10 protein-coding genes are annotated in these 14,099 nt (G+C 45.2%); 6 read left to right on the top strand and 4 right to left on the bottom strand.

Annotation, left to right across the window (positions count from 1 at the left end; translation table 11 throughout):
• Positions 1-110: 110 nt before the first annotated feature.
• On the top strand, positions 111-1,247 hold the full coding sequence (locus AAEY79_RS08215) for a DNA polymerase III subunit delta' (protein WP_352287996.1): 1,137 nt from the start codon (positions 111-113) through the stop codon (positions 1,245-1,247).
• Between the two features lie 159 nt (positions 1,248-1,406).
• Positions 1,407-1,754, top strand: a complete 348-nt coding sequence (locus tag AAEY79_RS08210; protein ID WP_201566215.1) for a PilZ domain-containing protein — start codon at positions 1,407-1,409, stop codon at positions 1,752-1,754.
• A 259-nt stretch (positions 1,755-2,013) separates the two neighbouring features.
• On the opposite strand, the gene ppk2 is transcribed toward AAEY79_RS08210, so the two are convergent.
• Both ppk2 and AAEY79_RS08200 read right to left on the bottom strand, forming a co-directional pair.
• Positions 2,014-3,093: a polyphosphate kinase 2 gene (ppk2, locus tag AAEY79_RS08205; RefSeq protein WP_240990777.1), complete on the bottom strand. Its 1,080-nt coding sequence runs from the start codon at positions 3,091-3,093 to the stop codon at positions 2,014-2,016.
• A 192-nt stretch (positions 3,094-3,285) separates the two neighbouring features.
• On the bottom strand, positions 3,286-4,905 hold the full coding sequence (locus AAEY79_RS08200; RefSeq protein ID WP_201566214.1) for an acetyl-CoA C-acetyltransferase: 1,620 nt from the start codon (positions 4,903-4,905) through the stop codon (positions 3,286-3,288).
• A gap of 652 nt (positions 4,906-5,557) precedes the next feature.
• Here AAEY79_RS08200 and AAEY79_RS08195 point away from each other — a divergent pair.
• From AAEY79_RS08195 to AAEY79_RS08180, 4 genes are all read left to right on the top strand, one after another.
• Positions 5,558-6,958, top strand: a complete 1,401-nt coding sequence (locus AAEY79_RS08195) for a 3-oxoacyl-ACP reductase (RefSeq protein ID WP_352287992.1) — start codon at positions 5,558-5,560, stop codon at positions 6,956-6,958.
• A 421-nt stretch (positions 6,959-7,379) separates the two neighbouring features.
• Positions 7,380-8,291 (top strand): MaoC/PaaZ C-terminal domain-containing protein, encoded by a 912-nt coding sequence (locus AAEY79_RS08190; RefSeq protein ID WP_352287989.1) that lies wholly within the window; start codon positions 7,380-7,382, stop codon positions 8,289-8,291.
• 87 nt (positions 8,292-8,378) lie between these two features.
• Entirely contained in the window at positions 8,379-8,951 is a 573-nt protein-coding gene (locus AAEY79_RS08185; RefSeq protein ID WP_025651805.1) for a beta-lactamase hydrolase domain-containing protein, read from the top strand.
• Between the two features lie 180 nt (positions 8,952-9,131).
• On the top strand, positions 9,132-10,523 hold the full coding sequence (locus AAEY79_RS08180; RefSeq protein ID WP_350588152.1) for a serine hydrolase domain-containing protein: 1,392 nt from the start codon (positions 9,132-9,134) through the stop codon (positions 10,521-10,523).
• 51 nt (positions 10,524-10,574) lie between these two features.
• On the opposite strand, the gene AAEY79_RS08175 is transcribed toward AAEY79_RS08180, so the two are convergent.
• A complete protein-coding gene (locus AAEY79_RS08175) occupies positions 10,575-11,822 on the bottom strand; it encodes a sodium:proton antiporter (RefSeq protein ID WP_201577822.1) in 1,248 nt (415 codons plus the stop codon).
• A 251-nt stretch (positions 11,823-12,073) separates the two neighbouring features.
• Positions 12,074-13,960 carry a dihydroxy-acid dehydratase gene (gene ilvD, locus AAEY79_RS08170; RefSeq protein WP_025651808.1) on the bottom strand — a complete coding sequence of 629 codons (1,887 nt, stop codon included), beginning with the start codon at positions 13,958-13,960 and terminating at the stop codon, positions 12,074-12,076.
• Positions 13,961-14,099 lie beyond the last annotated feature (139 nt).

Raw genomic sequence — 14,099 nt, 5'->3', positions numbered from 1 at the left:
ACTATCTACTAATCGCGCTATTTACCAATTCATCAAACGCAGTTGTTAAATACGGCCGTGGAATATGATCGTGAAACACAGTCATCAAGCATCGCTATCGAGCAAAATTTATGAGTGACCTCACAGAAAATACAGGTGCATTAGATACCTCAGATGGCATTTATTTTGCACCGTTACTGCCGTGGCAGCAAAGTCTGTGGTCGCAGTTGACCAATCGGGTATCAACGTCGCAGCAGTCTTTGCCTCATGCCCTGCTCGCAGCAGGGATGCAAGGCATGGGTAAGCGCGCGTTTGTATGGCGCTTAGTCGCTTGGTTATTGTGCCGCAAGCGCGATACTCATCCATCTGGCGCTTGCGCAGAATGCGAGAGCTGTCAGTGGCTCAGATCCGGTACCCATCCAAGCCTACAAGTGCTTCCTTTCGTCAGTATGCCAGTCAGTGCAGAAAATATAAGCAATAGAGAAACTGCCAATAGTAACGCTAAAGACAAAAAATCTGCCAAAGCCGCCAGCAACAGTGCTCTTAAAATAAAAGTTGATGATATTCGTGCGTTGCAGCCTTTTATTTATCAAGGCGGGCAGGGGATGCGCATCTGCGTGTTAGATCATGCCGAGCAAATGACCGTTGCTGCTGCCAATGCGCTACTTAAGACGTTGGAAGAGCCACAAGCGCAAGTCCATTTATTCTTAATCAGTGATACGCCAGCGCAGCTATTACCCACTATCAAAAGTCGGGTTCAGCAGCTAGCTCTGCAAACTATTGAGCCTGCTAGCGCTGTTGACTATGTCACACAAGCGCTTGGGTCTACAGTTAATCGTGAAGCGGTCGCTACGTCGGCGATTGAGCAGCTTATCCAATTGGCAAACGGTGCGCCTTTAGCAGCAATAGCGTTGGCGCAAGCACCTTGGTACAGTAAGCGCGCGTTATGGCTGACAACATGGCAAGCGTTACGTAGTGGCAAACGAAGTAGCGTGGCAGCCAGCGATTATTGGCAAACCCAGCTGAGTATCGCAGAGTTTATCCAGCTGTCTGAGCTGATGCTGCTTGATATGCGCCGTGTCTGCTTAGGATTGAGCGAGCTGCAAAAAGACATCAGTCTCTCAGTAGCATTAGAGGCTTATCAACCTACTGACAGTGGTTTAGAGGGCTTTGCGACTAGCCTACAACAGACTAAAATTGCGCTACAACAAAATGTGCAAGAAAAATTCGCCTATGATAAGCTAATGCAAGAGTTGGCCTATCTATAGTCAATCCACCATAGAAAGTAAGTAGAGCATGACTAAGAAGATTAAGATGCTTAATGATCATTTGGTGGTTTGTTAATGTACTGGTCTCTTTATTATTTATTATGTATTATTTATTACTCATAAAAATATCTCAAACCTCATTTATAAAGGAAGCGGACTATGGCAATGCCAGGGCGTGGCGGGATTCTAACCTGCCATATGGAAGATATCGAAACGTTGTACGCCAGCTATTTATCCTTTGTCAATAATGGGGCATTATTTATTCCCTCTGACCGCGTGCAAAAGCTGGGCGATGAGGTGTTTATTGCGGTGACTTTACCCAACTCTAGCGAGCGTTTACCGATGAATGGTAAGGTGGTCTGGATTAATTCTAAAGCCCAAAGCGGTCGTCCAGCCGGTTTTGCCGTGCAGATTGGCACTGATATCGCGGGGCAAAGAATCAAAAACGAAGTTGAACGTTTATTGGCTGGTAAGATTGACAGTTTACAGTCTACTTATACTATGTAGCATGTATATAGTCAGAGCACTTTTAAACCGCTACGGTGTTACCCGCCCTAGATGTACTCAGTGTACTATCTGCGGTCGGTCGCCTTGTAGCGATTCTAAAATTCCTTGACTATATCTATCCATACGCTTATCTGTTGAAATAATAATGAGTTTCAAAATAAATAGTGGGATAAAAAACGCCGCCTTATATATAAGGCGGCATTTTTTTTGAGTGAGATAGTACTGGATTGAGTACGACTAAGTAAAGCAAAAAGACAGGTTAATAACGCGGTGGTACATACATATCATCTGGAATCGGCTCACGATAATACTCATCGTCGCGCTTACGTTCGGGCAATTCTACTTCATCGCGCGGCACTTCTTTATAAGGGATTTGCTCGAGTAGGTGGGCAATACAATTTAATCTCGCCCGTTTCTTGTTATTGCCTTCGACCACCCACCAAGGTGCTTCAGGAATATGAGTACGCTCGAACATCGTCTCTTTCGCCTTGGTATAATCCTCCCAACGCCGCCGTGATTGCAGGTCCATCGGTGAGAGTTTCCACTGCTTAAGCGGGTCATGAATGCGGCTCATAAAGCGCGAATGTTGCTCATCATCAGTAATCGAAAACCAGTACTTTACCAAGCGAATGCCGGAGCGCACTAGCATACGCTCAAACTCGGGCACCGACTGAAAAAACTCCTCATACTGCGCATCCGTACAAAAACCCATAACGTGCTCGACGCCGACGCGGTTATACCAACTACGATCAAATAGGACAATTTCACCAGCAGCAGGCAAGTGCGCCACGTAACGTTGAAAATACCATTGTGATTGCTCACGTTCCGTTGGTGCAGGTAGGGCAGCGACTCTACAAACGCGCGGGTTTAAGCGTTGGGTGATACGCTTAATGGCACCGCCTTTGCCCGCCGAATCACGACCCTCAAATATCACCACAATACGCTCACCGCGAGCCACTACCCAATCTTGTAGCTTGATAAGCTCACGTTGCAAGCGCACCAACTCTTGGAAATAAGTACGCCGATCGAGCTTTTCTTGTGCGCTCATCTCACGGCCATCAAAACGAAAATCGCGCATATAGTCATCGATTTCGTTCTCAAGCTCTTCATCATAGGTATCAATTAAGTCTTCATGCATTCTACGACGCAACGTATCGTCAAAGACTTCTTTGTCGATACGTTCAATAATAGTGGTTTGTTCTAGCTGGTTCTGATCACCGCGTTCTTCCGTTCTTAAAGGTTGGGGGTCAATCGTTGAGAATGTTTTCGTCACATCAAACTCCTCAGGGCTAAAAATGGCTTGCTTAAGCTTTTTTAACAAATACTTTGTCATACCCATAAACGTTACCTTTGATCGGCTAAGTGGTTTTGCAAACCCTTGTTGTTAGAGGTTCCTTAATAATAACAAATACAGCCAACAAAAAAATGCCCTTTAATTAATTAAAGGGCATTTTTAGTTGAAACTAGTGTGTTGGTTAAACAGGTCAACCAACGCATTTATTCCGCATGGTTATTCTTGCTGTTTTTAAGATTACTTCTCTAAGATACAAGTAACGCCTTGACCGCCAGCGGCACAGATAGAGATAAGGGCACGACCTGAGCCTTTTTGATCCAATAATTTAGCAGCAGTGGCTAAGATACGACCACCAGTCGCAGCAAATGGATGACCTGCTGCCAATGATGAACCATTGACGTTGAGCTTGCTACGATCGATAGAGCCTAGTGGGGCGTCAAGACCTAGACGCTCTTCACAGAATTTCTCATCTTCCCAAGCCGCTAGCGTTGATAGCACTTGTGAAGCAAAGGCTTCATGAATCTCATAAAAGTCAAAATCCTGTAGTGTCAGACCAGCGCGCTCAAGCATACGCGGTACGGCATAAGCAGGTGCCATTAGTAAACCTTCTGTCGTGCCAGACTTACCGATGAAATCAACAGCGGCGGTCTCTTGATGGACGATGTAGGCCAATGGCTTAAGACCATGCTCTTTTGCCCATTCATCCGTACCCAATAGTACACAAGAAGCACCATCAGTTAGCGGCGTAGAGTTGGCGGCAGTCATCGTTGGATTGGCATTCTTTTTGCCAAATACGGGCTTCAATTTACCTAGTTTCTCTAAAGTAGTGTCTGGACGCAAGTTATTGTCGCGAGTCAGACCTTTGTAAGGTGTAATCAAGTCATCAAAGAAACCTTCGTCATAAGCGCGTGCTAGGTTTTGATGGCTATTAAAGGCCAGCTCATCTTGTGCTTCACGGCTAATATTCCACTCAAGCGCAGTGATGGCCTGATGGTCGCCCATAGATAGACCAGTACGTGGCTCACCGTTTTGTGGTGAATCAAGTAAGTCTTTTGGATTTAAACCCATCAGTGCTTTTAGACGTTGTTTGTTGTCTTTAGCAGCACCAAGTTTGATAAGAACTTTACGTAGGCCATCGCCAACTGCGATAGGGGCGTCAGAGGTGGTATCTACACCACCAGTGATGGCTGAATCGATAATGCCAAGGGCGATTTTGTTGGCAGAAGCAAACGTCGCTTGCAAGCCAGTCCCACAAGCTTGTGAGATGTCATAAGTAGGGGTATGCGGGTTTAGAGCGGTGCTTAATGTGGCTTCACGAGTTAGGTTGATGTCACGGCTTAGCTTCATAACGGCACCAGCAACGACTTCACCGACTTTTTCGTCTTGTAGATTAAAGCGCTCAATCAGACCGTTCAACGCAGCGGTTAGCATATCTGTGTTGCTGACGTCTGCGTATGAGCCGTTTGAGCGGGCAAATGGGATACGGTTACCCCCTAAGATTGCGACGCGATTTTGACCTGAAGCAAGTTTGCTCGCGCTTGACTTTTTCGCAGTAGTGGCGGTCTTTTTAGCAGCTGCAGTATCGACTTTATCATCCGTTTCTTTTGCGCTGGCAGTGCTTTTGGTGTTCGTGTTTTTAGTGTCAGTATCTTTTACAGCAGATGTTTTGGCCGTAGTTGCTTTATTATCGGTGCTGCTGGTTTTATTAGCGGCAGTGTCTTTTTTAGCGCTATCTGCTGACTTAGCATTGTCTGACTTGGTATTTTCAGACTTAGCATTGTTTGCTTTGCTATCAGTAGACTTTACGACTGTGCTTTCAACAACAGGGCTCTCAGGGTGATTATTTTTATTACTCATAATATTATCCTTAAAATATTGGCAGAAGAAAAAAAGAAAATAGCCCTTAAAAAGGGTGACTAATCAAAATATATTGCTTAAGTTGCTCAGCAGTATGACTCAGTGATTTAATGCAGTGAACAGATATTATCATTTATTGTACCGTCTAGCTGTGTATCATAAGGCGTTTTTGCTGCCTTACTGTATGTCTTTAGCAAACTATGTGACTCTTATTTAAGCTCAGTAATCTCTCAGTCCACTGATAGCTATAAAGGCAGCCATGATATTTCTTAGAATGATAACTTTCGTAGACTGGCTAGTATTGATTATTAGCATTGCATAACGGCACGTTTGATAATATATTGTTATCGATAAATGCATTTGCCATAACTTATAGGTCTGATTTTAGCACAAGATAGCAATTTTTAAATCTAAAAAAAGAGACTGTCTTGTATACTGGCTTGTTTACAGATTGTTATAGACATTTTTGGCTTTTGGACTTGTTTACTATGTGAGTGTATAGTTAAGGCAGTTTTGTACCCATTTACTAAATATAAATAATTATGATGCTGATGAGTCTTTATACTTGTTGATGTTTGTATGAGTGATTATAAAAGACAAATTCCATTTTTCATTTACTCTTATCTTAACCTTTCGTTATAGGAACTATATTATGTCAGACCGTTATGGTGATTTTGTTCAATCTTCTATTGGTAAAAAAGTCGCAAAAAACTTAGGCTTGCCTATGCCGGTAGAGCTTGACCGTTTTGATAGTGGTCAACCCTTGGTACGCGGTAGCGTATTGGTCGGTCGCGCTGCTGGCGATGACAAAAGCGTGAGTGAGTCAATCGCCCGCATCTTGTCAGACGTCCATGCCGAGGTATTTGTCAATAGCAGCGATGGTATCAAAGATGCGCTTTCTGATGCGGGTGTTGAGGCAAAAGCCAATACGGGCGGCGATGATAAATTTAAAGTCTTGCTTTTTGACGCCAGTAATATCAGTAATGCTGACCAGCTTAAAGAAGTGTATGAATTCTTCCACACCGTTGCTCGCGGCGTAGAACGATCAGGTCGAGTAATCATCGTGGGCCGTACGCCAGAAAACTCGACTGATATCGAAGCAGCATTGGCACAACGTGCGCTTGAAGGCTTTGTGAAGTCAGTTGGTAAAGAGTTTAAGCGTGGTATTACTGCACAGCTTATCTACGTTGAAGAAGGTGCTGAGCAAAATCTAGATTCGACACTACGCTTTTTCACTTCTGCGCGCTCAGCTTATGTGTCAGGACAAGTCGTACGCGTCAGCAAAGGCGATAACGTCGATGTCGATTGGACACAGCCTCTAGGCGGCAAAACCATGCTAGTCACTGGCGCAAGTCGCGGTATCGGCGAAGCCATCGCGCGCGTATTGGCTCGTGAAGGTGCTCATGTTATCTGTCTTGATGTTCCGCAGCAGCAAGCTGACTTGCAAAAAGTCGCTAGCGAAATTAGTGGCTCTGTCTTAACCGTCGACATCACCAGTGCCGACGCGGGCAAAGAAATCGCAGAAGCAGCGCAAAAGCGTGGCGGTCTAGACTCAATTATCCATAACGCTGGCGTGACACGTGATAAAACCTTGGCAAAAATGGATGAGAAAAAGTGGGACATGGTCATCAATATTAACTTAGGCAGTATCGCTAAGCTGAACCGCTACTTGCTTGACAATGACGTCCTAAAAGAAAACGCGCGTATCGTTTGCGTATCATCTATCTCAGGCATCGCGGGTAACTTGGGTCAAACCAACTATGCCACCTCAAAAGCAGGCGTGATTGGCTTGGTTGATGCCACTGCCAAGCAGTTAGAAGATAACGCTAAGGGCATGACTATCAACGCTGTTGCTCCAGGATTTATCGAAACGCAAATGACAGAAGCCATCCCATTTGCTATTCGTGAAGCGGGTCGCCGTATGAACTCAATGAGTCAAGGCGGCTTACCAGTCGACGTCGCTGAGACTATCGCATGGTTTGCATCTCCTGCTTCTGGCGGTCTAAATGGCAACATTGTACGCGTTTGTGGTCAAAGCTTGCTAGGTGCATAGCCTTGAGTGCATCGTCCTAATTCGTTTGTGGGTATAGGTGATGAATTTGCTCATGGTAAATCCATGATGTAACTTACAATTTTTTATGTGCCTCACATATGCTTACGAAAGAATTGCTGATAAATTGTAATAAAGCTGCCCAAGGGTGGCTTTTTTATGATAAAAACACAGGAACTTTATGATAAAAGCACAGGAACCATGAGCCCAATTGATTTTTGTTGGGATAAGCGCCTATACTAGATATAAGGAATAGGTATAAAAAATATCTATATATAACGGCTGCCTTGTATGAAAAATGCTATGTATTAAATATATCGAGCAGAGCGCTTATAACATCACTCAACGGTAAGCTTAATCAACGACTTCATAGCATCTCGAGATGCACTAAGAAAATTAGCTTGAGCCACACTTAGGATTTATTATGTCAGACAAACATTATGATGCGTTGCCAAAAGCGCATACGACTTACGCCAATATCGTAAAAAGCTTATTGCCGATTGGCAACAGTGGCAAAATCAGTAAAGACCAATTGCCGCAAGCGACCTATTATGTAGATGATTTACACATCGATCAAAGCAATCTTGATGATTACCGTAAGATTTGTGGCTTTGCTGATAATGGCAAAGTGCCTGTGACGTATTTTTCGGTCTTATCGCAGACCTTACAGATGAATATGATGGTTAAAGAGCCATTCCCGTTTGCCATGTTAGGTCTAGTACATGTGGATAATAGCGTGACTCAGTACCGTCCTATCGGTGAGCGTGAGACTGTCGCTATGGCAGTGAAGTTCGATAACTTGCGTGATCATGCTCAAGGTCAACAGTTCGATTTTGTGACGACGGTCAAATCAGAGGCCGAAGTCATTTGGGAAGGGACGTCAACCTATCTGTCACGTAGCAAAAAATCGGACAGTAGCAAAAAAGATAATAAAAGTACCCCGCGTCCAGTAACCGTGAAGCCAGCAGTAAACGCAGACGGTGTGCATAGCATCTTTGAAGTGCCAGAAGACATTGGTCGTCGTTATGCTTTTGTTTCAGGTGACTTCAACCTTATCCATCTGCATCCATTATCAGCGCGCGCGTTTGGTTTTCCTAAAGCGATTGCTCACGGTATGTGGTCAAAGGCCAAGTGCCTTGCCATGATGGACGAGCTACCTGATGCTTGTACGGTTGATGTGTCATTTAAGTTGCCTATCTTTTTGCCTGCTGAAGTAGAGCTTATTGGCGATCCGGTCGCGCAGCTTGACAATGCAGACGACACTTGTGAGTTTGGCTTATATAGCTCTAAAAACGACAAGCCACATCTGGCGGGTGTTATTAAATTGCAGAAGTGACCGTTAATTAACTGCCAACAAAACGATAACCAGTAAGCTAAGACGCCTTTATCTCAATAGCCACACCTAACGAACACATTTATAACTATGACTTCACAAAATAAAGTAACCAGTACCGTACATTCTGATCGCTCGGCCGCAGCTGATACAGTCGCTGCGAACGATTACGCTGCGACTGACAGCGCTACTATTGACATCAGCGCTTGTGATAATGGTGTCGATCTTGCCACTATTTTCGTCCCTTACTTTCGCCCTGATGCAAATACCATTGTGTGCGGTGCGCTCGATGAGGAAAAAGTGGCGGCTTTGGCCGAAGCTGGGGTTGAGCTAGTCATTAACTTACAACCTGATGACGAGTTGAGCTTTGATGAAGCAGCAGCAGTTGAGCGGGCAGGCATGCACTATGAGCAGCTGGCTATTAGCGGCGCTGCAGATTTAAAGCAGCTTAAGATATTGGCGTTTGATAATATCTTACGCCAACATCATGGCAAAAAAACAGCGTTGCACTGTGGCTCTGGCAATAGAGTAGGTGCAGCGATTGCTCTGCGGGCAGGTTGGCTACGCGGGCGTAAGATGGATACGGCTATGGAGCGTGGTCGCGGTCATGGTTTGACGAAGCTTGAAGACGAAGTTTATAAGCGTTTGTTAGTACCGCGCTAAAGCATGAAGAGAAGTAATAAAAAAGGCGACCAATAGGTGGCCTTTTTTATTATTAAATAATTTATTGGTATTTTATAAATGCCGTAGTATATAAATGCTTAAGATTAAGGCGCTAAGGCGTTTTAAAATCTTGAAGTTTCAATGACCTGTCATAATTATAAAGAATGGAGTAAAGCAACCATGAGCGACAACAATAATAAAACCAATCAAAACCCTAACGATCAAACCGATAGCGAGCTTCAGCAACATTTGCAGCGAATACTTACCGATTTACAGCTTGATGATGCGCCTGCTGGTGGTGCGGTGGTTGTCTATCAGGACGGCAAATGTATCGCACAAGCGAGCATAGGGCTGGCGCGCGCGAATTTGTCATGGAGTCCTGATACTTTATCGCTTAATTTTTCGACGGGTAAGGGCGTATTGGCAACGCTGGTGCATGTATTGGTTGCGCAGCAGTTGCTTGCTTATGATGAGCCGATTGCCAGCTATTGGCCCGCATTTGCTGCCCAGCATAAAGGTGATATTACGCTACGCCATGTTATGTCGCATCAAGCCAATTTATTCTCTATTCAGAGTATTGATGCGGACAGTGAAGAGTTGCTCGATTGGCAGTTGATGCTTAGTAAAGTCGCTGCGATGTCAGTCACTGCACCTGAAGATGCCGAGTTATACGACAGCGCGTATAGTGCCTTAGTCTATGGCTGGGTATTAGGCGGCGTGATAGAAGCGGTGACTGAGCTGTCATTGGCTGAGGCGCTGCGGCATTATTTGACTGAACCACTGGGTATCGCAGACAGTTGTTATTTCGGCGTACCCGCTAGCAAAGTAGACCAAGTGGCGATGCTGGCCAAAAACTTTGCTGGGTCAAATGAGGACAGCTCACAGTTAGGTAATAGGCGTCATAAACCTACGATAAAAGCAGACTCAGCAGAGACATTAAAAACGTATGCAAATCTGCCCAGTTATGGGTGTTGGCAGCAGCACACGTTAGAAAATAAAGAAACGGCAAGTACAATTCAGGGTGATGAGCAAAACAACCTGCCTATTTTAGACACGGCTCATATTAATGGTTTGTATTTCAATACGAGCAAGCTGAATCTAAGAAATTATAAAGCGGCACTCATACCTGCTAATAAACAACCTATTGACTATTACCAGCGTGAGACGTTACAAGCAGCCATTCCAGCGGCCAACGGTGTTGCCTCAGCGCAGGCACTAGCCACTATCTATGCGATGTTGGCTAATGGCGGGCAATGGCAGGGACGCACGCTTATTGATAGCGCCACTTTTGAGGCGCTAGCCAAACCGCAAGTCACAGGGCTAGATGCTGTCATGCCATCGAATATGGATTGGCGCTTGGGTTATCATCGACTACTCAGTATTTGTGCTGATACTCAAGCGAGCTTTGGTCATATGGGTTATAACGGTTCGGTTGCGTGGTGTGATCCTGCGCGGCAGTTATCCTTTGCCTTTATTCATAACTTTGATACCACGATGCTCAACGATGTTCGTCAGTTTGCCCTAACCGAAGCTGTGTTTGGCTTGTTGGACAATAAAATCCTAGCGCCATAAAGATACAGAGTGATCATAATCACTGTTGATTTATCCGTATTGGGGTGAGGGTTAATGTGGTTTTTTCGGCGTCATTTTAAGCAACTTTGTGGCGCTGAGGCCATGGATAAAGATTGAAGCCAGAATCACAATCGAGCAGACGACCCATAATTTGAGCGCATCTTCCTCACCAAAAAAACCTTGATTGAGCGCGTAAGATAAATAATATAAGGTACCAATACCGCGGATGCCCAATGCAGAGATGGCATATTTTTCAGTGTGTGGCAAGTTTAGCCCAGACAGGGCAATGAAGCCGCCAATCGGACGTATCAATAATAAAAAAGTAAAGCTGACGATATAGACACGCCATGTTAGCTCAACACCCGACTGTAACCCTTGACCGAGAAACATCCCAAAAGTGACGAGCACGAGTGACATCAGCAAGCCTTCTGATTGCTCTGCAAAGTCATGCAGCTTGTTATGGTAACTGTGTTCATGCTCTGAACGACGAAAAGCAAATGCTGCGATGAATACCGCAATAAAACCATAGCTATGTACCAATTCTGCTAAACCGTAGGCCAGTAGTGTTAGCGCAATCACCAGATACCCTTGAGAGATGGTGGTTTCGTGGCTGTACTTTGAAAACACCAATTTTGCTAACAGTTTACCGACGATGATACCAACTACCAAGCCTGCGCCAATTTTCCACAGTACGTCATGAGTAAACCACGACCAGAGCATCTCACCAGTAAAATCCTTACCTTCGCTAAAAGCCTCTGCTATTTTAATCGCCAAATAAACAAATGGAAAAGCCAGCCCATCGTTTAATCCAGCTTCTGAGGTTAAGGTGAATCGCGGCGTATCTTCACCGCCTGTGTTCGGTGGTCCGACTTGAATGCTAGAGGCCAATACGGGATCAGTCGGTGCCAGTACCGCGCCCAGTAAGATTGCTGCACCCATACTAAGACCAAAAGCATAATAACCCAAGGCCGCCATAGCAAAGATGCCAATTGGCATAGTGATAAGCAACAGACGGACAGTCGGGCGCCACAATCGCCAAGACAACTTAGTGTCAATCTTGATACCCGCGCCAACCAAAGAGACCAACACCACAATCTCGGTTAATTTCTCGACGATTAAACCATTATCAAGCGGATTTAAAAATGATAATGTCGTCCAATAATAACCCATCAGCAGACCAAAGCTGACTTGCAACATAGGTAAGGAGATAGGCGTGCGCTTAAAGATAATAGGAAACAACGCCCCTAATAAAAAGGTGATGCCACAGACCAATAAGAATAAATTATAGTTTTCAATCATAGGTTTGCTACACACTGTGTCATAGGGTTTAAATTTTTGAGGTTAGAGGGTATTTATTAGCTCATTAATAATGACGGTAAAAATTTTTTATTACTACAAAAAAACGTTATCAGAATAGTGACTACGTTGTTTTTTGGTGAAAAAAAAGCCTGAATACTAAAAAAGCCTGCATCACGCAGGCTTTTTTAGTATTCAGGCTTAGGATAATTCTAGTAAAAATATTCTAAAAAATGCTAGGTAAGGTTTTTAGCTTAGCGCTCCACTTGGCTCACATCGCGCACCGCACCAGTATCAGCACTGGTAGTCATTGCTGCATAAGCACGTAGGGCAGGAGAAACATGACGCTCACGGCTGACAGGTTTCCACGCATCGCGTCCGCGAGCTTCCATCGCTTCGCGACGAGTGGCCAAATCGGCATCGCTGACCTGCATATTGATGGTACGATTAGGAATGTCGATATGGATGATGTCGCCTTCTTCAACCAGACCAATCGCTCCACCTTCAGCCGCTTCAGGGCTGGCATGACCGATTGATAGGCCAGATGTACCACCAGAGAAACGACCATCGGTGAGTAGAGCGCATTCTTTACCCAAGCCTTTTGACTTCAGATAAGTCGTTGGATACAGCATTTCTTGCATACCAGGGCCGCCTTTCGGGCCTTCATAGCGGATGATGACAACATCACCTGCAACAATTTGATCATCAAGAACGGCGGCGACAGCATCATCTTGTGATTCAAAGAGTCGCGCGCGCCCTGTGAAAACTAAGATGCTTTCATCGACACCAGCGGTTTTGACCACGCAGCCACGCTCTGCAATATTGCCGTATAGTACAGCAAGGCCACCATCGGTTGAATAAGCATGCTGGGCACTGCGGATACAGCCTGACTCACGGTTGACGTCAAGGTTTGACCATTCTTTTGACTGAGAAAACGCCTCAGTCGTGCGCACGCCACCAGGCGCGGCGATATAACGCGCACGTGCCTCAGTATTGTCAGGGTTCATGATGTCCCATTTATCAATCGCTGCTTTCATCGTCTCACTATGGATGGTCGGCACGTCAGTCTTCAATAATCCGGCACGATCAAGCTCGGCTAGTAATGCAAAGACACCACCAGCACGATGCACATCTTCCATATGGTACTTTTGCGAGGCAGGCGCAACTTTTGCCAGACAAGGTACGCCGCGACTCAGGCGATCGATATCTGACATTTTAAAATCAACTTCCGCTTCGTTGGCGGCTGCCAATAAATGCAAAATAGTATTGGTCGAGCCACCCATGGCGATATCTAGGGTCATCGCATTTTCAAAAGCTGCCTTACTGGCGATTGAGCGCGGTAATACCGAATCATCATCTTGCTCATAGCGACGCTTGGCTAATGAGACGATGGTGCGACCCGCTTCTAAAAATAATTCACGACGCAGCGAATGAGTAGCTAACAGCGAGCCATTACCCGGTAATGCCAGTCCTAACGCTTCGGTCAAGCAGTTCATCGAGTTGGCCGTGAACATACCTGAGCATGAGCCACAAGTCGGGCAGGCTGAAGCTTCAATAGCGGCGACATCTTCATCACTAATGCTGTCATCAGCGGCATCCATCATCGCATCGACGAGATCCAGCTTACGAACGGCGCTGCCGTTACTGTCTTCATTATTGTGACTTTTACCGACTGTACTGGCCAAAATTTTGCCCGCTTCCATCGGCCCACCTGAAATAAATACCACGGGAATATTAAGGCGCATTGCGGCCATCAACATACCAGGGGTGATTTTATCGCAATTAGAAATGCAAACTAGGGCATCGGCGCAATGCGCATTGACCATGTATTCAACAGAATCGGCAATCAAGTCGCGACTCGGTAGTGAATACAACATACCGCTATGACCCATGGCAATACCGTCATCTACCGCAATGGTATTAAACTCTTTTGCGACGCCGCCCGCTTTTTCAATCTCACGCGCCACCATTTGCCCGAGGTCTTTTAGATGCACATGACCGGGTACAAACTGGGTAAAGGAGTTGGCAATTGCAATAATTGGTTTGCCAAAGTCGCCGTCAGTCATACCTGTTGCACGCCATAGGGCACGTGCACCTGCCATATTACGACCACCAGTAGAGGTTTTTGAGCGATAATCCATGTGATATTCCTTACAAATAAGCGAGATTTATGAACGTGTGCAGCATCAGCTGTGATGCCGATAGTGTGCTTTTTATGTAGAGTGAGTACTAGTGAATAATACTAATTCGTTACCATACCATTAGCTATGAGTAACTAAA

This window comes from Psychrobacter sp. GW64-MNA-CIBAN-0177, assembly GCF_040309585.1.
GTDB lineage: Bacteria > Pseudomonadota > Gammaproteobacteria > Pseudomonadales > Moraxellaceae > Psychrobacter > Psychrobacter okhotskensis.
The sequence above is the reverse complement of the archived record's forward strand: the minus strand, read 5'-3'. Positions and strand labels throughout refer to the sequence as shown.